The organism is Pseudomonas sp. Tun-23181 (assembly GCF_057415455.1).
The window spans coordinates 82,019-102,316 of the sequence record NZ_CM171630.1; the positions used below are offsets into that span (position 1 = coordinate 82,019).

Here is a 20,298-nt window from a genome sequence, read left to right on the forward strand (position 1 = left end):
AGCATGGGCGCAGCACAGCAGCTCGACATTGCTGGCGCGAAAGGCGGCAGCAGCAAGCCAAAGACGCCGGTGGAGTCGCCGGACACCCTGCAGTCCACCAACATCGCCAGCATTCTCCTGGCCGTTGGCGAGGGCGAATTCGATGGCACGCCGACGGACCGCGATATCTACCTCGACAACACGCCGATCATGGATGCCAGCGGCAACGTGAACTTCCCGGGTGTGAAGTGGGAATGGCGCCCAGGCAGCATCGATCAGCAGTACATCAAGGGTATCCCGGCGATCGAGAACGAGACCACGGTCAACGTCGAGCTGCGCAGTGATACGCCGTTCACCCGTGCCCTGAGCAACATCCAGCTTTCGCGCCTGCGCCTTCGTTTCACCTGGCCGCGCCTGGCCAGCCAGGACAGCAGCGGCAATACCAACGGTTACCGCATCGAATATGCCGTCGACATCGCCACCGATGGTGGGGCCTATGCCGAGGCGCACCGCGGCGCCGTGGACGGCAAGACCACCAACGGCTACCAGCGCTCTGTCAGCGTGGACCTGCCGACCGCCACCTCGGGCTGGATGTTCCGCGTGCGCCGGATCACGCCGAACCAGAACAGCGGCACGGTCGCCGACACGATGACTATTGCGGGCTACACCGAGATCATCGACGAGAAGCTGCGCTACCCGAACACCGCGTTGCTGTACATCGAGTTCGACGCCCAGCAGTTCCAGAACATCCCCGAGGTCACGGTGCGGTGCAAGGCGCGCCGCTGGCCGGTGCCGAGCAACTACGACCCGATCACCCGGACTTACACCGGCGTGTGGGACGGCACCTTCAAGCAGGCCTGGACCAACAACCCGGCGTTCGTGACCTATGGCCTGTGCGTCGAGGATCGCTTCGGCCTGGGCAAGCGCATCAAGTCGTGGATGGTCGACAAGTGGGAGATGTACCGCATCGCCCAGTACTGCGACCAACTGGTGCCGGATGGCCTGGGCGGCCAGGAGCCGCGTTACCTGTGCGACATGAACCTACAGGGCAGGGCCGAGGCCTGGATGCTGCTGCGGGATCTCTCGGCCATCTACCGGGGCATGGTCTATTGGGCGCATGGCTCGCTGTTCATGCAGGCCGACATGCCGCGCGCCCAGGACATCGACTACGTCTTCACGCGCTCGAACGTCATCGACGGCGACTTCGTGTATGGCGGTGCCGAGCGCAACACCCACTACAGCCGGGCCCTGGTCAGCTACGACAACCCGGCCAACAACTACGACACCGACGTTATCCCGGTGACCGACCTGGCGCTGCAGCGCCGGTACCGGGACCGACCGATCGAGATCTCGGCCATCGGCTGCACCCGCGCCTCCGAGGCCCAGCGCCGCGGCAAGTGGGCGCTGCTGAGCAATGACCAGGACCGCACCGTCACCTTCCGGACAGGCATGGAGGGACGCATTCCGCTCCCGGGGTACGTCATCCCCGTGGCTGATGAGCTGGTGGCCGGCAGGCCCAACGGTGGCCGGATCTCGGCGGCCGCCGGCCGGGTGGTGACCCTGGACCGTGACACGCCGATCAAGGCGGGCGACCGCTTGATCCTGAACCTGCCGAACGGCACTGCCCAGGCGCGCACGGTCCAATCGGTGAACGGCCGTGCGGTGACCGTGACCACCGCCTACAGCGTCCAGCCTGAGCCGCAGCTGCAGTGGGCGATCGACTACGAGGACCTGGCTATCCAGCTGTTCCGCGTGTTGAAGACTTCGCGCACCCAGGAAGGGCAGTACGAGATCACGGCCCTCGAGTTCAACCCCAGCAAGTTCCCCGCCATCGACACCGGCGCCAAACTGGAAAGCCGGCCGATCAGCGTGATCCCGGTCACCACCGTGGCACCGCCGGCGAGCGTCACACTGACGTCGGAATATGCAATCTCCCAGGGCATCGCGGTCAGCACCATGACCATCGCCTGGCCTGCGGTTGAAGGCGCTGTCGCCTATGACGTGGAGTGGCGCAAGGACGACGGCAACTGGATCCGCCTGCAGCGCGTCGGCACCACCTCGGTTGACGTGGTGGGCATCTACGCCGGGGCTTACCTGGCTCGGGTACGGGCTGTGAGCGCCTTCGACATCACGTCGATCTGGCGCAACTCCATGCTGACGGAGCTGAAAGGGAAGGAAGGGCAGCCGCCGGCGCCTGCTTTCCTGAACACCTCCCCGGAGATTTTCGGTATTCGCCTGACCTGGGGTTTCCCGGCAGGCGCGGGTGATACCGAGTACACCGAGATCGAGATGGCCTCCGAGCCTACCGGCCAGAACCCGGTTGCCCTTGGCCTGCAGGCGTACCCGACCTCGACCTACCTGCACAGCGGCATGGCCGCAGCGGTGGTGAGGTATTTCCGGGCGCGCCTGGTAGACCGAAGCGGTAACATTGGCCCTTGGACTGACTGGGTGTTTGGGCAGTCGAACGCCGATGCCAGCGAGATCCTCGACTACATCACCGGCAAGATCACCGAAACTGAGCTCGGCCAAGAGCTGCTGTCCGAAATCGAGAAGATCTCTGGCAACGGCCCAGGCTCGGTCAATGTCCGGATCACCGAGGGTGACACGGCGCTCCAAAGCCAGATCGACTCGCTGCAGTCGCAGATTGCCGATATCGCGGGCACTCCCGACTGGGACGCGAATCAAGCCTATCTGGCGGGCTCCCTGGTCAAGCTGGACGGCAAGCTGTACAGGGCCAGGCAGGACGTTCCGGCGGGCACCCCGGTGACCAATGCCACGTACTGGGAGTACATGGGCGATTACGCCTCTCTTGGCGAGATGGTTTCGGCCTTGGCAGTTCGAATCGATGGCGTCGAAACCAGCGTCGAGGAGATCAACGGTGAGCTGGCCGCGATGGCCACCAGGATCATCGGCGTCGAGGCGCAGGTGTTCCCCAGGATGGCTGGTGGTACCGACTGGAAGGCCGGTGACTCTGGCGCCAAGGCTACAGCCTGGACGACGTACAGCGCCTTCGCCTCGGCTGACTTGGCGATCAGTCAAAGGATCGACACCATCGCCACCGAACTGGGTCCCGCAATCGATGCGAAGATCCAGGAGGAGGCCTACGCCCGCGCCTCCGAAGACGAGGCCCTGGCGCTCCGGATCACGTCCCTCAGTGCCAACCTCGATGGCGTCAGCGCTGACCTGTCCACCGAAATGATCACGCGGGCCACCGCGGACGAGGCGCTTGCCTCCCAGATCACGCATTTGAGCGCGGACCTGGACGGTGTGAGCGCGGACCTGGTGACAGAGATCACTGCGCGGGCGACGGCAGATGAGGCGCTGACGACTCAGATCACCAACGCCAACTCCAGGATCGACGACAACGAAGCCTCGATCATTACCGAGGCCACCACCCGTGCTACGGCTGATGAAGCCCTGTCAACGTCCATCACCCAGCTGAGCAGCCGTACGGGCGACAACGAGGCCTCCATCCAGACGATTGCCCAAACCCAGGCAACGACCGATGGCAAGCTCAACGCGATGTACAGCATCAAGCTGGGCGTCGACTCGCAGGGGCGCTACTACAGCGCCGGCATGGGGATTGGCATCGAGAACACGCCGAGCGGCATGCAGTCGCAGGTGCTGTTCCTGGCTGACCGGTTCGCGGTACTGAACCAGATCAACGGCGTGGCCAAGTCGGTGTTCGCGCTGGAGAACGGGCAGGCGTTCCTGAACAGCGCGATCATCAAGCAGGCCGACATCATCAACTTGATCGTCACCGGCGAACTCAGGAGCGCGAACTATGTGGCGGGCCAGCAGGGCATACGGATCAACTTCGTAAATAACACCTTCGAAGTGAATGGCACGGTGGCAGGGCAGGGGCGTATGACCTTGAACAACCAGCGCATGCGTATCTTCCATGCCAACGGCAATCTGGCGGTCGATCTGGGAGTGAATGTATGAGTGCAGGCCTGAAGGTCTATGACTCGAGCGGTCAAATGCTGCTCGACATGACCAGTTCGGTCAGCCAGATGATGGGGTATGTCGACACGGGGGCGGCCAACGGCTCGCGCTCGATTCCGCTCCCACCGGCGGGCAAACAACTGTTCTATGCCATCACCGAGCTGTCGGCGCAGAACAAGTACCTCGGAAAACGTCCAGGGGTGACGCTGACGATAGGGGCGTCGAGTGCAACGCTCTCCTGGCAGTACTCCTACGCCTCGGGCTGGGGCTTCTACTCCCTCAACTGCCGTATTCACTATGGGTACCACTGATGTCTGCAGGAATGAAGATCTTCAAGGAAAACGGTAGCCTGCTGTTTGATACTGAGAAGATCACCTACGGGTTGCTAAAGAGTGGCTACATGTCTCTTGTTACTACTTGGCCAAGACTCAGCTACAAGTCTGCCAACCTCCCTCCTAATGAGGGAAGTAGTTACGATGAGAGCTCGACTCCTGGAGGTATGGATTTAATTCACGGATTCTCCGTGACTGGCGCTATTGCTCCTATTGTGTTTATTAATGGGTCTGGTATTTCGTGTGGTTCTTCTAGGTCCGGGAATACGACGACGTTTTACTACATCGCTGCCTCTACTGATACGAAGTATTACTACTTTGACACAATGAGGGGCACCCTATCCGGGGCAGGGCTAAAGTGCTACGGTGAAGATGGAACGCTGACGTTCAATTCTCTACAGGTACCTTTGGACGTTGATTATTCGTACACTTGCCCATTACCGCCGGCTAAGAATCCGTTAGGGTACTATGATCGAGTGTTCGCAGGAGGAACGCTTGCCGCGAAAAGGTTTGCCTCTAACACAAACTACCCTGCATACATGACGTGTACGTTGTTTGTACCAATTGCGTCTGGTGAGTTTGCAGTAAGCACATCCTTCTCTCGTTCGTTCGGGCAGTGGCCATTTGATAATTTTTCTCCCTCGGGTTCATTCCCAGCAAGAAGTAATCAACAAGCTCATATGGACGGGTGCTACGGCGGCAGTGGTGGGATTTATTGGCTGTCTTGCGATGCCGCCAGAACAACGATGTACTGGGGAGCGGTATCCGCCTACCAATCTTATTTTGATATCCCAACGGATAAGCTACCTCAAGCGCTAGTTATCAGAACAAATAACCTGCCTTTCCCATTCAACTAAGTACGGGTCTTTACATGGCACAACAATTGATCGCACTAGGCACGCCGCCTAGTGGCATCGATGGCGATGACGCGCGGACGGCATTCCAGAAGACGAACGCGAACTTCACCGAACTGTACGAGCGAATCGGCGGCACGGGCGGTGTTGGTGTCACGATTGCTGACGCAAACTCGCCGACAGCCAGCGGATTCTACCTGCTGTCGACTGCGGCCTCTGGTGGCGTCAACGGCCCGCCTCAGATTCCATCGATCGCTTGGTCGATCATCCATATCTCGGGTTCGTCCAACGGCAATGCGTCGGGGCAGATTGCATTCCCCCTGACCTCCGTTGCCGCGAACAAGCACCGGATGTTCCACCGGCAGCAGTTCGGCGGTACCTGGTCCGACTGGAAAGAAGTGCTGGACGTCGAAGCCGCGAACGCGGTGATTGCCTCGGTAGTTGCTGCGTTCGGCCTAGGGGTATCGCAGCAGCCCAACTGGCCCAACACGTCGATCAACGATTGCTCCAACGTCGGCGCGGGTGTCTACCGGACGCTGGGAGGGAATACCGGCATGCCCGCCGGCTGGAACACTTCGAACACTATCGAACTGCAGATCCGGCAGAGCGACTCTTCACAGTTCCAGGCCACCCAGGTTCTTCACAACCCCGGTACCAACAGGACAGCGTTCCGCCATTGCACCGGGGCTTCGACGACCCCCGCGAATCCGACGTGGGGTGACTGGGTTATCGTGTCCTCGGAAGCGTACGTGACTAGTACGTTGGCATCTGTCCTGGCCGGCATGGGGCTTGGGGTGACATCGGCAACCGTTGTACCGATGGCAACAGTAGAGGCTAACAGGATCGCCGGCTTTATGGCGATCTCGTCAGATGACGCCACGGCGTCAGGTCTCCCTATCGCTGTAAACTATGTTATCCAGCACATACCGGGCGGCTCGGCAGTATCCGGCCACAAACAGATTGCCTACCCATTGACATCCGTGCAGGCTAACTACCGTAGGTCGTGGGCTCGAGCAATGTGGGGTTCAGTCTGGGGCCCGTGGGAAGAGCGCGCCAACGAAAGCATGATTGATTCTAAGCTTGCCGGAAACGGCCTTGCGACGGAATCGGCAAGTGTTGTCAGCGACCTAAACACAGCAACTTACGGAGGCATTTACAGATTCAACAATACCGCAGTCAACTCCCCTATTGTGGCATCCGGAACTTTGATTGTCGGCGGGTACTCGTCTGGTTACACGACCCAGATGGTTATCACGTTACAGGGCACTGACGCCAGTCTGTACAATCGCGTGTTCACGCGAACAAGAAACTCTAGTACCTGGGGGCCGTGGAAAGAGTCGACGACTGAAGACCTGTTCGGTGCTACCGGGCTTGCACTCCGGGCGGCCGCTTCACCTCAAGTCGCCCGTGCTGCTCTGGGCCTTAAGTCTGCCGCCTTGGCCGACATCGTTGGCACGGTATCGCAATCTGGCGGCGTACCGACTGGTGCGATCATCGAGCGTGGTAGCAATGCCAACGGGGAGTATGTGAAGTTCGCTGACGGCACGATGGTTTGTACTTTATCTACTGCCGTAACTGACCAAGGAATAGACACAGCCTATACCACGCTTTATCAGGGGTCCCGCAACTGGATTTTCCCTGCCGAATTCTCCGGGACACCTAGTGTCACTTGTGGCTGTTTCCGGTGGGGTACAAGTGCCTCATGGTCAACTGTGAGTGCAATAGGCACAGGTTATGCAACTCTTAGAGGCTTGGATACAACCTCAAGACCCGCCGGAACAACGGTTACTATCGCGGCTATTGCCGTAGGAAGGTGGTATTGATGCGCATCGAATTTTCCCCCGTCCGTATGGATGAACCTCTGCTGGCCTACCGCGAGGGCGACGTGCTTTACCTGAATGGCCAGGAGTTCGACTTCAGCCCGCTTCCAGACGGGGCAACCCTCCCTGGGGAGGCAATCGACTCAACCTGGTTCGCGGGCCCGGTGGAACGCATCGATGGTGAACTGCACCTGACCCTGGTCCTCCCGCATGGGGCCAACGCGCCGCAGGAGACCAGGTTCCCCGAACCGATCATTCTGCAGGACGACGGCCCCGTGGGGTTGCCGGTCCATGATGCTGCTCCCATTCCAGCCCCTGAGACTCCGGTGCCCGTGATCCCCGAGCAGGAGCAGGAGGCTCCCGTCGACGATGGTTCGATGGAAGACCCGATGGACGACGATCCACAGCAAGACGGCGAGGCGAACGCAGATGAGCAATATTGATTGGTCGAAGATGGTCACGGCAGAAATGAAGGCCGAGCAGGCGGCAGCCAGTCTGCTGGCGGATGTGCAGGCGGAGATCGCCAGGCTGCGCAAGGCCGCTGACGAAGCCATCGCCCCGCTCCAGGATGCCGTCGACCTCGATGAAGCCACTGAGGTCGAGGCCGACTCGCTGAAAGCCTGGAAGCGTTACCGAGTCGCCCTGAACCGCCTGCCTGACCAGCCAGGCTACCCCGCAGAGATCGACTGGCCTGCGCTGCCGGCCTGATCCGCCCCGAACCCACACGACCGCCGCCTGGCGGTTTTTTTCGCCTGGAGAAAACCCATGCGTACATCGCAACGCGGCTTGAGCCTCATCAAGTCGTTCGAAGGCTTGCGCCTGCAGGCCTACCAAGACTCTGTCGGTGTCTGGACCATCGGTTACGGGACCACCCGAGGGGTTAGGCCTGGTATGTCGATCAGCAAGGAGCAGGCCGAGCGCATGCTGTTGGACGACGTGCAGCGCTTCGAGCTAGAGGTGCAGCGCCTGGTGAGCGTGCCTCTCAGCCAGAGCCAGTGGGATGCTCTGGTGAGCTTCACCTACAACCTGGGTGCGGCGAACCTTGAATCGTCGACGCTGCGCCGACTCCTCAATGCTGGCGACTACGCTGGTGCTGCAGAGCAGTTCCCACGCTGGAACAAGGCTGGTGGCAAGGTTCTTCCGGGCCTGGTCCGCCGACGCGCCGCCGAGCGCGAGCTGTTCCTGGAGGAGGCATGAGCGCCTGGTTGCTGCGTGTTGGCGTCCTGCTGCTGGTGGTCGCCTCCTACTGGGGGGTGTACCAGCATGGGCGGGCAGTGGAGCGTGCCGAGGCCGCGACTGCATCGGCACAGCGCGACAGCGGTGATCGCCTGGCCGAGGTGCTTGGCGAACGTAGCGCCCGGGAAGAAGAACAACGACGCGCCGAGGCGCAGGAGGAGGGGAGAGCCCATGCAAGACAGGAAAGCCAGGTGGCTGATGCTGGTGGTGCTGGCGCCGATGCTGCTGGCCAGCGGATGCGCGATGACGCAGCCAAGATTGCCGCCACCGTCGGTTGCCCCGCCACGGATACCGGCGCTATCGCCCGAGGCCAAGCAGCCACCCGCGCCGCCATGGTGCTCTCCGACCTGCTCGCACGGGCTGATGAACGAGCGGGAGAGCTGGCGAAGGCGTATGACAGAGCTCGAATAGCCGGCCTGGCCTGCGAGGCGGCCTATAATGCGTTGACCAAGTGACAGGAGCCAGGCGGTGAAGCGCACCCTAGAAGGAATGATCCTCGCCGGCGAGCCGTTGATACAGCAGGCGGTCGATGCTCTGCGGCAGTATCACCAGGCCGAAGATGCTGGCGCGGCGCCGGAGGAGATCGAGCGCCTACGCTTGCTGGCCGAGTCGCTTTTCCAGGCCGTGACTGACTACCAGTTGCGTGCCCTGGGCGGGCCTTCTGAAACGCTTCATTGAGTGGGGATTAGGGTCGGCAGAACGCCGTAGGAGGGGGTGAAAATCGGTTCCAAAACTGAAACGGCGACCCTTGCAGTATGCGGCCTGTAGCCGTGCCGTTTCGCCTATGTTTTGGAATCGATTTCTGCGCGCAAGCCGCATCGTATGGAGTTTTATCTAACGGTCTTGAAAACCGTCGATGGGCAACTATCCTAGAGTTCGAATCTCTACGCTTCCGCCACATTTCTCATCAAAGCCCCTGAAAATGGGGCTTTTTTGTGGGTGATGGTTTTTCTACCCAGCGGCAGCTTTTGGTTGAAAGCGGACGCTCGCGGACAGCCAGAAGCTTCTCAGTCTCAACCTCGAGCTTGCTTCCTCTAGGCTTCATGGCTTATGCCGCTGAACCAGCGGGAGGCGCATAATAGACGTGCTCTTTGCAGCGAGAGCCACAGCCTCGCAGTGCTGTCTCCAAGCAAGCTGTGCAGTCACTCTGCATTGCTTTCGTATCGCACCCATCCTGCAACCCCGGAGCCCCCGCCTACACGGTCTTTAGGATGAGTCCGACCCTCATTGACAGGCACCTCTGGGAAATCAAATGGGCTCATTCCCTCAATACAGGCCACATTAACGCCGTACTGATCGGGCGCAGAACGGCGCCGGTGGAAGGTGTAGATGCCACACTTAGAGCAGAAGTAGTGCTTCGCTTCGCGTGTGTTGAACTGATAAAGAGTGAGCGCCTCTTCCCCTTGGGTAATAGTGATGTCGCCCAGGTTAGCTGATACCGCCACGGCACCACGCATACGGCAGAGGGAGCAGTTACATCTACGTGCTGTACGCGTGCCATCGGTCAAGCGCAATGAGAACTGTACCGCCCCGCAATGGCAGGCTGCCCGGTAAACAGGACGATCATCGTCTATTTCATCAGCCATAACGTTCCTCTACTTGAGTTTGATAAGTCAAAGTAGGTGTTCACGGGTCAGGGCCCAGTGTTACCTCTGGGATTTTGAAAATGCCAATAACCAGAGAGACATCTTATAAGGGCATTACTCACGTCGACCAGCAGAAACCCTTGGCATTCGGCAGTAAGTGACGTTTCGGGTTGTTCGTGATAAGTCCCCTTTGAGGCCATCACGCCATCAGCAAGGGGGCATATGGCCAAGCTGAGCGGGTTCGAAAAGGTGATCCGGGCAATTGCACGGGAGACAGCGTGGGCCGAGGCTGGCTCGTTCGCAGGCGTGGCCAATGGGGGCAGGGAGACAAGTCGATTCGGTCCTTGCCCACCCTGATGGCCGTCAGTTTCGTCAGCACCGCGCTCATCGCACTGCATATCTGTGCCGTGGACGCTGCCAATGGCAAGCGCTCAGCAGCACGAAGAATCACATGGTGGTGATGTCCGACGCAGATCTCGACAAAACGGCCGCCGCACTGATGAGCGTTGCGGGCTCGCGATGCATGGCGATCACCATTGCAATGTCGGGGGGATGGATCGGGTCAGTCTTTCCTGACCGTCAAGGGAAGGGGGGTGAGGCCGGAGCTAACCCGGCTTTGCCGCACAGCCTGCGGCTGCCGCCTTTCGGCCTCGCGGTGCACTAAGCTCGCGCATCCATCAACACCGCACTGTCTCCCCCTGAACTGTCTATGGGGCAGGGCGCTCTGCGCTGGCGATGAAGTCCAGCGCCCCGTAAAACACCTGGCGTCGGTCTCCGGCTCAAATCTCTCTATGTCAAAGAACTTGGGGGCAGTAAAAAATGCTGTTGGCGGGTAAGCTGCAGTTATCTGCTAGGATTCAGCACACTGGGTGACAGTGAAAAAGGTTGATTGCTTGTGCCCATGTCGAATGATTACTCAGGGAAAATATATGTCGATCTACGCAATCACCATCCCCTGTTTTGCCCAGATGTTACGATCCTTATCGGCTCTTCTATCTAAGGGAGAGACCTGCGCCCGTGATCGTGGCTATGATCCGGTAATCTTGCTTGAGTCTCGGCTAGCACCAGACATGCACAATCTCGCTAGGCAAGTTCAGTATGCGTGTGTCCAGGCGCAGGAGGCGGTTCAGCGGCTTACACGGCAGCCGCTGGAGTCGCTCTCGCCGCCAGAGGATATGGCATCGGCGAAGGCGCTGATCGAGCGAACTTTACGAATTCTCGACACTGCTGATGTAGCGACGGTAGATGCAGCAGCAGAGCTCCAAATCGCGATTGAGCTACCAAATAGCATCACTTTTGATATGACTGGCAGTGAGTACGCAGTCAATTGGGTTACACCGCAGTTCTACTTTCATCTAGTCACGGCATACAACATTCTGCGTCACAACGGTGTGCCGCTCGGGAAGGCCGATTACGTACAACACATGTTCGCCTATCTGCGACAGTGAGTTGGTGATTTTCTGCCCACCCACACCGCAGAACCTTCTATGACTGCGCCTGTAAATCGACATGGGCAACGTGGGCTCTGCGCCATGCTTTCCTGTATGGGCGGGCACAGATGGGCAGTTAACGTCAGGCTGATGTGGCTCTGGTTGTCTCTTCATCGTCTGCTGTGCACTTTTTGCCGCAGAACGGGCAGTAGTTGGCGACCACCGAGACCGTTTTGTTCACGCGCTTCATGCCGCCGGCTTTCTTCGGCGCCATGTAGTGGCCGGTTACCTCTACGCAGTAGCGCCGGACGGCTTTTCCTGTCTCGATGTTCAGGGAAAGGTGGTGGCCCTCGGCGCGCATGACGAAAGGGCCAGAGCCAGGCGTCTCCTCAGCGCGCTGGCCGGTAACCAGATTTACAGCATCGTTGATGCAGATGCAGCGCATCGTCTTCGCGGGTAAACCCGCTCCAGAGGTAACGGTGCTATTGAAAGCACCAAACAACCCGTGGGGTTTTCCCGCCAATGGCCCGTGCAGGCATCCTGTGGGGGCAACCGAACCGCTGCTTTCACAGGGGCCAGTGCGCTTCAACGCGTGATAATGTCCAACGCATCAATCGACGAGGAGCCAACATGGATCTAGGTATCAAAGGCCGCTGGGCCATCGTCTGCGCCGCCAGCCAAGGGTTGGGCAAAGGCTGCGCCGAGGCCCTGGGCGGCGAGGGCGTCAACCTGGTGATCAACGCCCGCACCGCCACCACCCTGGAGCAGACGGCCGTCGAACTGCGCAGCCGCTTCTCGGGCATCGAAGTATGCACGGTCGCAGGCGACGTGGCCGAGCCTGCGGTACGCGAGGCCCTGCTCAGCGCCTGCCCGCAGGTCGATATCCTGGTCAACAACGCCGGTGGTCCACCGCCAGGTGATTTCCGTAACTGGAGTCGGGAAGACTGGCTCAAGGCCCTGGACGCCAACATGCTCACGCCCATCGAGCTGATCAAGGCCGTGGTCGATGGCATGGCCGAGCGCGGCTTTGGCCGGGTGGTGAACATCACCTCGGGCGCGGTGAAAGCGCCGATCGATATCCTGGGCCTGTCCAATGGCGCGCGCAGCGGCCTGACCGGTTTCATCGCAGGTCTCGCCCGTCAGCAGCGTCTGGCCGGGCGCAACGTGACCCTGAACAACTTGCTGCCAGGCGCCTTCGACACTGCCCGTCTGCAAAAGACTCTGCAGGCAGCGAGCCAGGCCAGTGGCGACCTGCAGGCGATCACCCAGGCACGCCGCCAGGCGATTCCGGCGGCGCGGTTCGGCGATGCCAAGGAGTTCGGGGCGTACTGCGCCTTCCTGTGCAGCGTTCACGGTGGCTACATCACCGGGCAGAACCTGCTGATCGACGGCGGTGCCTACCCGGGTACTTTCTGACCTTGCACGCCTGGGCGAGGCGGCTGGATCACCCCAGCCGCGTCACCCACTTGCCCGATGCGCGGCCTTCCTTGAGTTGGCGCAATGCCTTCGGCAGCGCATCGAAGGCAAAGTCCAGGCGCTGCGGCATTACCAGCCGGCCCTCGGCGACCATTTGCAGCAAACGCTCCCCTTCGACCTTCAACGCCTGGCGATCGAGCCGCAGACCATGGGCATGGATGCTGTTGAGCGCTACTTCATGCAACGAGATCGCTGTGCTGAAGGCGGGCAGGGGGGCGGCTTCCTGGCGGTCCTGGATGCACACCAGGTGGCCGTTGTAGCCGAGCAGGCAAGCCAGGCTCGCCGCATGCTCTCCACTGACGGTGTCGAACAATGCATGCAGCGGGCGCTCACCCAGGGCGGCTTGTAGGCGTGCTTGCCAGTCACTGGCGCGGTAGTCGAACACCCCGACCACCCCCAGTTGCTTGAGGCGGTCGTGGTGTTTCTCGCCAGCGGTGGCCCATACGCGCAAACCGCGCTGCACGGCGAGCTGAACAAGGTAGAAGCCCACCGCGCCACCGGCGCCCACTACCAGCACGTCACGGGAGGCGCCGTCGGCTACCTTGGCCAGGGCCTGCCAGGCGGTGAGGGCTGGGCACGGGACCGCTGCTGCGGCGGCGTCATCGAGGTTGGCGGGGATGTGCATCACCAGGCTTGCATCGAGCAGGCAGTACTCGGCAAAGCTGCCATCGCGGGACAGGGACTGGTGATAGGCGACACGGGTGCCCAGGGGCAGGTCGACCCCTTCACCGACGGCGGCAACGGTGCCGGCACCATCGACGCCGGGCACGGTGCCCTGGCGCCAATCGGCATGGCCCCATTCGCAGATCTTCCAGTCCACCGGGTTCAGGGCGATGGCGCGGTTAGCCACCAGCACATGGCCGGGGCCGGGTGGGGGGAGGGGTTTGTCGATGAGCTCAAGGCCGTCCAGGCCGGCGCCCGGGGTCCAACCCCAGGCGCGATGCGTGGTGGACATGGGGAATCCTCTTGAGAGAAGAAGGGGAAGGGTAGCGAGGTGTAGCGGAGGGAAACAGCTGCACTGGCGCAAAGGCGTGTTGATCGAGGGGCAACAATGACGAGGGGCCGCTGTGCGGCGGCCCCTTGTGTTCATTTCAGCCCAGGGTCTTGGCCAGGGCTTGCAGACCACCGTCGTAGATGCCGGTGAACAGTGCGATGGCTTCATCGTCGCTCACGCCAACCGGGGTGAACTCGCCGAGCCATTCCACCAGGCTGCCCTGGCCGTCGGCTTTGACCCGCAGGGTCGACAGATAGCCGGTCACCGGGAACGGGCTGGTGAGGATCGAGTAACTGTAGCTGCGCTGTTGTTCATCGAAGGCCATCAGGCGCTCGATGATGGTGTTGCCATCCGGGTCTTTCAGCGAGCGCACGCGGCCGCCTTCGCTGGAGATACTTTCAGGGATGAACGGCAGCCAGTCGGGCAGGCTGTCGAAGCCGCCGATCAGGGCCCAGACGTGATCAGGGCTGTGGTGGGTTTTCAGGGATGCGTAGGCGTTGGCCATGATGGGTTCTCCAGTTGAATTCAGATAGCGAGGCTGTCGACCACACCACCGTCGACCCGCAGGGCCGCACCGGTGGTGGCGGAGGAGTAAGGGGAAGCGAGGTACACCACCAGGTGGGCGACTTCATCGACCTCGGCGGCGCGTTGGATGATCGAGCTCGGGCGAGCGGTGCGCACGAAGTTGTCCGCTTCTTCGCGAAGACTGCGGCCGGACACCTTGGCTGCTTCAGCCACCAGGGTGGCAACGCCGTCGGTGAGCGTCGGGCCGGGCAGTACCGCGTTGACGGTGACGCCAGTGCCTGCCAGGCGCTTGGCCAGGCCATGGGATACGGCGAGGTTGGCGGCCTTGGTCACTCCGTAGTGGGGGATTGGGAGATGTGAAGCTGCTCGGCCGCGCGTCCAACGTTCTCGCATTCGGCGACGGCGACGAAGTAGCGCAACTGACGTAGATCTTGCATGAGACCTCCAAGGGAACTGTCCGGAGTTTTACTAGGACAGCTCTGCCTTGGCTAGCCTCCCTGGCGGGCGAACTACCGTCTCGCCCACGGCGCTGGCAGCGACCTTGCCGCGTCCGCCCAACCATACCAGCAGCATGCACCGGCAGCAGTCCCATAGGGGTAATTCGGTGGTGCCGATACCAAAGGCCCCCGATGGCCGGGGCGAGCAGGGGGTGTCCGGTTTCAAACCTTTGGCAGGGAGTCATTAATAGAGATGCACTTGCCCATCGCGGCGCACGGGCAAGAGGCATCAATGATGTACGATCAGTGGATGGCCACCGGGTTGATGTTGACTTGGGTCGAGCCCTTGTACAGCGGCTGGCCCAACACGAACAGGAACTCGAAGGCTTTGTCGCGCACCAGGGCGCGGGTGTCGATCAGTTCCAGGTTGTAGATGCCGCGCTTGGCCAGCATGAACTGGTTGACCGGGAACTCTTCGCCCGTCGGGTTGGGGTAGACCTCCGAGGCCCAGGTGTCGCCGCCGAAGGCGACGATGCCCTGGTCGGCCAGCCATCGAGCCGCTGGCAGGTCGATGCCGGGCTCGGTGGCGAGGAACTGCTGGTTGTCCTTGCCGATCAGCTCCAGCCAACCGGTGTTGAACAGCACCACATCGCCCTTGCGCAAGGTGATGCCTTGTTTCTTCAGCACGGCCTTGATGTCGTTCACGGTGAACGACGTGCCGCCCGGCACGATGGCCTTGCCGTAGTAGGTGGTCATGTCCAGCACCACGCCACGGGTGACCATCGGCGGTACCTTCTCGACCCCAAGCTTGGTCACGCCTTCGACGGTGACGAAGTCGGCGGCCTTGTTGCCGTTGTAGTAGACGTTGTCGATACCGATGTGGCCGATGCCGTTGAGCTGGGTGCCGACGCCGGTCCAGCCGTTGACCAGCTCGTCGTTGAAGCTGAACTTGTTCTTGCCCAGGGTCCGGCCGGCCTGTTCGCCGGGCTGGATGTTGTAGAGGTGGAAGCTGCGGTGGCGGAAGGCCGGCAGGTCCTTGCTCACCGGCACGGCGAGGGGGTAGGTTTTGCCGGTCTTGACCAGGCCGACGGCCTGCTTGACCACCTCGGGGGTGAGCAGGTTGGCGGCGCCGATTTCGTCCTGCTTGCCGTAGGGTGAATCCTGCCAGTCGGCGGCCAGGGTGGCTTGGGCGCTGGTGGCCAGGGCGGCGGCGAGCAGCAGGGGCTTGAAGTGGTTCATCCGGAATCTCCTGATCGGGAAGTGATGTCAGGCCCGGATTCTGGGCGGGGGCAAGGGCGAGAAAAAGCGGCGGGCAGGACAATGACTTTTGCGTGTAGGTCAAAGGATGACGGCCCCTCTGCGCGGTGAGGCCTGAAAGCGGCTACCGGTTGAGCGGCATCATTAGCCAGCAGCAGGTCCGCGAAGGTCAGCAGCAGATTGACGCAGCGGTGCAGAGCGTAGACCGCCTGAGCCAGGAGATCGAGCAGTCGGCCAAGTCGATCCAGCAACTGGAGCGTGACAGCAATGCCATCCCTACCGGCTTGCAGCATCGTTTACCAGGCACTTGAGCACCCATGTCCTGCCATGCTGCGCCTGAGCAAACGAAAAATCAGACCTCCAAAGGTTTCATACAGAGCCTAGGCTCGACTCACGCGCAACCAGCGTAGCCATCGGAGCATCAATACGCTGACGCTCGCCAGTATCATTGATTTGCTCGAAGAGCAGCTCGATGGCCAGGGCAGCCACGTCTTCAAGATGCATGTCCAACGCCGTCAGTGGCGGTGTACTTTCGCGTGCCCGCAAGCCGTCGTAGCGCGTCACCACCTTCACGTCCTGGGGGATCTTGAGCCCTTTGTCCCGCAACGCCCGCACGGCGCCGGTGGCAAAGGCATCGACCGGCACGCACAGGCCGTCGATGTCTGGATGCGCTTGCAACAGGTCAAGGCACGCGGCCGCACCGGCTGCTTCGCCCCCCCCTTCATCTGCCCGAACGATCGCCGGTACCTGGCCGTTGACGGTGCAGTACGCCCGGTAGGCCTGCTCCATGTCCAGGTAGGAGTGCCGGGATTGCGCCCCGATCACCAGGCCGATGTGCCGGGCGCCCTGTTGGTGCAGGTGGTCGAGCAGCAGTGTCCCGGTGGCTTCGCCATGCATGTCGATGTACGGCAAGGCCTGTGCCTCGGGTTGGCGCCCGATGGACACCAGCTTCACGCCGCGTTTGCGCAAGCGCGCAACGTTCGGGTCGTTGGCGACCGGTTCGATGATCACCGCACCGTCGATATCCAGGCTATCAAGCAGGTCCTGGGCCTCATCCATGGGCGGCACCAGCACCAGCGCCACGCCTCGACGCAGCGCCGCCTCTGTAGCGGTGGCGGCGATTTCCATCAAGAAGCCCAAGCGCGACGACCCACCGGCCACGGCAAAGGGCATGGAGGAGAGCAGGGCAATGGCGTTGGCACGGCCGGTGCGCAGGCGCTGGGCACGCAGGTTGGGGCTGTAACCCAGGCGTTCAGCGACTTCCTTCACCAGTGCCCGGGTCGCCGGATCGACTTGCCCGCGATCATTCAGCGCGTGGGACACGGTGGTGCGCGACACCCCGGCGGCGTTGGCGACATCGGCAATGGTGAGGCGGCGAGAGGTGCTGTTGGGCATAGACAGGTGGGCTCTTTGAAGCGATGGCGGCAGTTATACGCTGCCTGAAGGCTATCAGCTACTGAGGCGCGCCGGGGTGATGGATGCGTTGACAGTCGATGTGGACAGGGATACATTTCACCCAAATCGATTTGGGTAAACAAACAAATCGATTTGGTAGGGGAGATGACAGCATTTTTCCTGCCAAGGCTCGTCCAGATCCAAATAACAATAATTCAATGGGCCGTCGCTGGCGGCTCAGGTCGAGGTGGGATATGCCGGATATCGAGAAGAACCCTGTTAGCCCTGTTGATGAGCGCCTGCCCTGGCGCCAGTTGCTGATGTTTGGTGCCCAGCATGTGCTGGTGATGGCGGCATCGCCGATCGCGTCGGTGTTTCTGATGGCCACGGCCCTCGGCTTTTCCAGTGAGCTGACGCTACAGCTGCTCAGCGCCACCTTTCTGGTCTGTGGCCTGGGCACGTTGTTGCAGTCGCTGGGCTTGCGGGGCTGTGGCGCACGCCTGCCGTTCATCATGCTGCCTGGCGGCGCACCGATCATGTTGTTCATCCTGATCGCCCAGCAGAACGGTGTGGCGACGGCATCGGGCGCGGTGATCCTGACGGGCATTTTCTACTTTCTGGTGTTGCCGGTGTTTCGGCGCCTGCTACGGTTTTTCCCTTCGGTGGTCGTGGGCACCATGTTGCTGCTGGTCGCGGTCAACCTGGTCAAGCTGTCGGGCCAGTTGATTGTCGGCCAGCCCGGCAGCGCGCATTTCGCCGCGCCCCAGCAACTGCTGCTGGCCTTTGCCACCATCGCCATCACCGTGCTCTGCGCGCGGCTGTTGCGCGGCACGCTGGGCCAGTTGTCGATCTTGCTGGGCTTGCTGGGCGGCAGTTTGCTTGCAGTGGCCATCGGCGCATTCGACCGCGCAGGCCTTGGTGCCTACCCCTTGTTGAGCCTGCCGACCTTCATGCCGTTCGGCGTGCCGCACTTCGATGTGTTCGCCTCGATCCCGCTGATGCTCTTTTGCCTGGTTTCGATGGTAGAGGCCACCGGCCAGACCGTGGCCATCAGTGAAGCGGTAGACAAACCCCTGGACGTACATAAAGACGTGGTGCGGACGATCCGTGGCGATGCGCTGACCTCGATCTTCGGTGGTTTCATGGGCACTTCGCTGATCATCACCAGCGGCGAAAACATCGGCGTCATCCGCGCCACCCATGTACGTTCACGCTATGTGACTGCAGTTTCCGGCGTGTTGTTGCTGGTCTTCGCCTTGCTTGCCCCGCTGGCACGGTTGATCGAAGGCGTACCTGAAGCCGTGGTCGGCGGTACCAGCCTGATTGTGTTTGCCATCGTCGGCACCATGGGCATCGACATGCTGCGCAAAGTGGACCTGCGCAACCACGGCAACATGTATGTGGTGTCCATCGCCCTGGCCGTCGGGCTACTACCGATTCTTGTGCCTGGCGTCTACAGCCAGTTCCCCAACGGCATCGCGGGGCTGCTCGGCAATGGCGTTGCCATGGGCGCGCTGACCGCGGCCGTCATGAACTTCCTTTTCCATTGCATTGGCCGCCCGCACACCGCCGCGGACGCCAAGGCAAAGCTGATCAACTCCTGACCTGCACACTAAGGTTTTTATATGAACTGCTCCTTTACCCATCACCTGGCGGTTTCGCCAGAGCACCTTGTCGCGCCCGGCCAACTGCTGGCCCCCGACTGGCTGTTGCTGCCGGAAGGGCCGCGCCGAGATCACGCCGTGCGCGTGGTCGATGGCCACTTCGCCGATGTCGGCCCGCTGGCGCTGCTGCAAGGCCGCTATCCCGACCATGCCGTCCTGCGTCTTGAAAGCCAGCTGTTGATGCCGGGCTTCATCGATACCCATCACCACCTCAGCCAGAGCTTCGGCAAAGGCCTGGTGTTTGGCGAGCCGTCGGAGATCTTTCGTCGCGTGTGGATTCCCCTTGAGGGCTCGCTGGATACCGACCTGCTGTACCTGACCAGCAAACTGGCCGCCTTCGAGTCGTTGCGTGGCGGTTTCACCACGGTGTGCGATGCCGGTACCCGCTCCAAGGAGGGGGTGGAGGCAATTGCCCAGGCGGTCCATGAAGTGGGCATACGCTGCGTACTGGCCAAAACCTGCAACGACCTGGAAGGCGAGCGTGTACTCGATGCCCACCAGGTGCTCTCGGTGGCTGAGCAGCACCTGGCCGCGTGGGACAACGACTCGCTGATCACTCCGTCGCTGGCAATCCCCATCCCCGAGATTGCCACCGACCCCACCCTGGGCGCTGCGTACCGCCTGTGCCATGAGGCGGGCAGGGTGTTCCAGAGCCATGTCAACGAACACCTGGTTGCAGTCGAGCGTTCCCTTGAGCGTTACAGGGTAAGGCCCCTCGAGCAACTGCACCGGGCGGGCGCGTTGGGGCCGGGGGCATTGCTGGCCCACGCGACACTGCTGACCTCGAACGAGCTCTGCCTGCTGCGCGATAGCGGCGCAGCCGTGAGCTACAACCCGGTGGCCAGCGCCTGGAAAGGCAACGCCGTTGCCCAGGCGCACCTGATGCACTGCCTGGGAATTCCCGTTGGCCTGGGCACCGACGGCACCCGTGGTGACGGTTTCCGCCTGCTCGATTACGCCGAAGCTGCGCAGCGCTTTGCCCATGGGTTGCCGGTTGGCGACTCGGTGTGTGGCAGCGGCCAGTTGTGGCTGGACATGGGCACCGGTAACGCCGCTGACGTGCTGGGGCTGGGCAAGGTGACCGGGCGCATCGCGTCGGGTAAGGCGGCGGATTTCCTGCTGGTGGACCTGGCGGTCCCCGAGTTGCTGCCGTCCTGGAACCTGCCCTGGGACCTGGTCAGGCTCGCCAACCGCGACCAGATCCAGGCCGTGGTGGTGCAGGGCAAGGTACGCCTGTGGCAAGGCTGGCCCACTGACTGGGATGCACGCGACCTGATGCGCCGGGTCGATGCGCTGGCCAGAAGCGTCGTCGACCAGGCCCCCATCCATAAAGTGCACCCCTTGCCGAGCGTGGCTTGACTGACAGGA

20 protein-coding genes and 2 pseudogenes are annotated in these 20,298 nt (G+C 61.6%); 14 read left to right on the plus strand and 8 right to left on the minus strand.

The features are described from left to right. Positions 1 to 3: 3 nt before the first annotated feature. The 9 genes from ACDI39_RS00490 to ACDI39_RS00530 are packed head-to-tail and all read left to right on the plus strand — an operon-like array spanning position 4 to position 8,844. Positions 4 to 3,924 (plus strand): TipJ family phage tail tip protein, encoded by a 3,921-nt coding sequence (locus tag ACDI39_RS00490; protein WP_486537238.1) that lies wholly within the window; start codon positions 4 to 6, stop codon positions 3,922 to 3,924. After that, positions 3,921 to 4,235, plus strand: coding sequence for a hypothetical protein (locus ACDI39_RS00495; protein WP_253080800.1), 315 nt, complete (start codon positions 3,921 to 3,923; stop codon positions 4,233 to 4,235). The genes ACDI39_RS00490 and ACDI39_RS00495 overlap by 4 nt, the downstream gene beginning before the upstream one ends. A gap of 11 nt (positions 4,236 to 4,246) precedes the next feature. Then, a complete protein-coding gene (locus tag ACDI39_RS00500; protein ID WP_486537239.1) occupies positions 4,247 to 5,113 on the plus strand; it encodes a hypothetical protein in 867 nt (288 codons plus the stop codon). 14 nt (positions 5,114 to 5,127) lie between these two features. Continuing rightward, entirely contained in the window at positions 5,128 to 6,933 is a 1,806-nt protein-coding gene (locus ACDI39_RS00505) for a pyocin knob domain-containing protein (protein WP_486537240.1), read from the plus strand. Next, a complete protein-coding gene (locus ACDI39_RS00510; RefSeq protein WP_486537241.1) occupies positions 6,933 to 7,373 on the plus strand; it encodes a hypothetical protein in 441 nt (146 codons plus the stop codon). The genes ACDI39_RS00505 and ACDI39_RS00510 overlap by 1 nt, the downstream gene beginning before the upstream one ends. Next, entirely contained in the window at positions 7,360 to 7,638 is a 279-nt protein-coding gene (locus tag ACDI39_RS00515) for a tail fiber assembly protein (protein WP_253168296.1), read from the plus strand. Before ACDI39_RS00510 ends, ACDI39_RS00515 begins: the two co-directional genes overlap by 14 nt. A 57-nt stretch (positions 7,639 to 7,695) precedes the next feature. Next, entirely contained in the window at positions 7,696 to 8,127 is a 432-nt protein-coding gene (locus ACDI39_RS00520; protein WP_486537242.1) for a lysozyme, read from the plus strand. After that, complete coding sequence (locus ACDI39_RS00525; protein ID WP_253091109.1) at positions 8,124 to 8,621, plus strand: DUF2514 domain-containing protein; 498 nt, start codon at positions 8,124 to 8,126, stop codon at positions 8,619 to 8,621. Before ACDI39_RS00520 ends, ACDI39_RS00525 begins: the two co-directional genes overlap by 4 nt. Before the next feature lie 34 nt (positions 8,622 to 8,655). Further along, positions 8,656 to 8,844 (plus strand): hypothetical protein, encoded by a 189-nt coding sequence (locus ACDI39_RS00530; RefSeq protein WP_253091113.1) that lies wholly within the window; start codon positions 8,656 to 8,658, stop codon positions 8,842 to 8,844. Positions 8,845 to 9,308: 464 nt separating this feature from the next. On the opposite strand, the gene ACDI39_RS00535 is transcribed toward ACDI39_RS00530, so the two are convergent. Further along, entirely contained in the window at positions 9,309 to 9,752 is a 444-nt protein-coding gene (locus ACDI39_RS00535) for a GFA family protein (RefSeq protein WP_253080604.1), read from the minus strand. Positions 9,753 to 10,681: 929 nt separating this feature from the next. Between ACDI39_RS00535 and ACDI39_RS00540 the strand changes: the two genes are divergently transcribed. Next, on the plus strand, positions 10,682 to 11,200 hold the full coding sequence (locus tag ACDI39_RS00540) for a DUF1993 domain-containing protein (RefSeq protein ID WP_225789215.1): 519 nt from the start codon (positions 10,682 to 10,684) through the stop codon (positions 11,198 to 11,200). 124 nt (positions 11,201 to 11,324) lie between these two features. Here the strand turns inward: ACDI39_RS00540 and ACDI39_RS00545 are convergent, their stop codons facing one another. After that, positions 11,325 to 11,627, minus strand: coding sequence for a hypothetical protein (locus ACDI39_RS00545; RefSeq protein ID WP_225789216.1), 303 nt, complete (start codon positions 11,625 to 11,627; stop codon positions 11,325 to 11,327). Positions 11,628 to 11,812: 185 nt separating this feature from the next. Here ACDI39_RS00545 and ACDI39_RS00550 point away from each other — a divergent pair, with 185 nt between their 5' ends. Next, positions 11,813 to 12,598 (plus strand): SDR family oxidoreductase, encoded by a 786-nt coding sequence (locus ACDI39_RS00550; protein ID WP_253080606.1) that lies wholly within the window; start codon positions 11,813 to 11,815, stop codon positions 12,596 to 12,598. Positions 12,599 to 12,626: 28 nt separating this feature from the next. On the opposite strand, the gene ACDI39_RS00555 is transcribed toward ACDI39_RS00550, so the two are convergent. The 5 genes and pseudogenes from ACDI39_RS00555 to ACDI39_RS00575 all read right to left on the minus strand — a co-directional run bounded on the left by ACDI39_RS00555 (position 12,627) and on the right by ACDI39_RS00575 (position 15,853). Further along, positions 12,627 to 13,613, minus strand: coding sequence for a zinc-binding dehydrogenase (locus ACDI39_RS00555; RefSeq protein WP_225789218.1), 987 nt, complete (start codon positions 13,611 to 13,613; stop codon positions 12,627 to 12,629). A gap of 136 nt (positions 13,614 to 13,749) precedes the next feature. Next, positions 13,750 to 14,157 carry an SRPBCC family protein gene (locus ACDI39_RS00560; protein WP_225789219.1) on the minus strand — a complete coding sequence of 136 codons (408 nt, stop codon included), beginning with the start codon at positions 14,155 to 14,157 and terminating at the stop codon, positions 13,750 to 13,752. 20 nt (positions 14,158 to 14,177) lie between these two features. Beyond that, positions 14,178 to 14,519 (minus strand): annotated as a pseudogene (locus ACDI39_RS00565) (SDR family oxidoreductase); the annotation flags it as partial. Beyond that, positions 14,519 to 14,614 (minus strand): annotated as a pseudogene (locus tag ACDI39_RS00570) (LysR family transcriptional regulator); the annotation flags it as partial. The pseudogenes ACDI39_RS00565 and ACDI39_RS00570, both read right to left, overlap by 1 nt. Positions 14,615 to 14,917: 303 nt before the next feature. Next, positions 14,918 to 15,853 (minus strand): cyclase family protein, encoded by a 936-nt coding sequence (locus ACDI39_RS00575; protein WP_253080607.1) that lies wholly within the window; start codon positions 15,851 to 15,853, stop codon positions 14,918 to 14,920. A 149-nt stretch (positions 15,854 to 16,002) separates the two neighbouring features. Between ACDI39_RS00575 and ACDI39_RS00580 the strand changes: the two genes are divergently transcribed. After that, positions 16,003 to 16,182: a hypothetical protein gene (locus ACDI39_RS00580; RefSeq protein WP_253091559.1), complete on the plus strand. Its 180-nt coding sequence runs from the start codon at positions 16,003 to 16,005 to the stop codon at positions 16,180 to 16,182. A gap of 58 nt (positions 16,183 to 16,240) precedes the next feature. Here ACDI39_RS00580 and ACDI39_RS00585 read toward each other — a convergent pair whose 3' ends face one another. Then, positions 16,241 to 17,266 carry a substrate-binding domain-containing protein gene (locus ACDI39_RS00585; protein ID WP_253091553.1) on the minus strand — a complete coding sequence of 342 codons (1,026 nt, stop codon included), beginning with the start codon at positions 17,264 to 17,266 and terminating at the stop codon, positions 16,241 to 16,243. Between the two features lie 131 nt (positions 17,267 to 17,397). Between ACDI39_RS00585 and ACDI39_RS00590 the strand changes: the two genes are divergently transcribed. Both ACDI39_RS00590 and ACDI39_RS00595 read left to right on the plus strand, forming a co-directional pair. After that, entirely contained in the window at positions 17,398 to 18,870 is a 1,473-nt protein-coding gene (locus ACDI39_RS00590; protein ID WP_253080608.1) for a uracil-xanthine permease family protein, read from the plus strand. 21 nt (positions 18,871 to 18,891) lie between these two features. Then, positions 18,892 to 20,289 (plus strand): amidohydrolase family protein, encoded by a 1,398-nt coding sequence (locus ACDI39_RS00595; protein ID WP_486537243.1) that lies wholly within the window; start codon positions 18,892 to 18,894, stop codon positions 20,287 to 20,289. Positions 20,290 to 20,298: the final 9 nt, after the last annotated feature.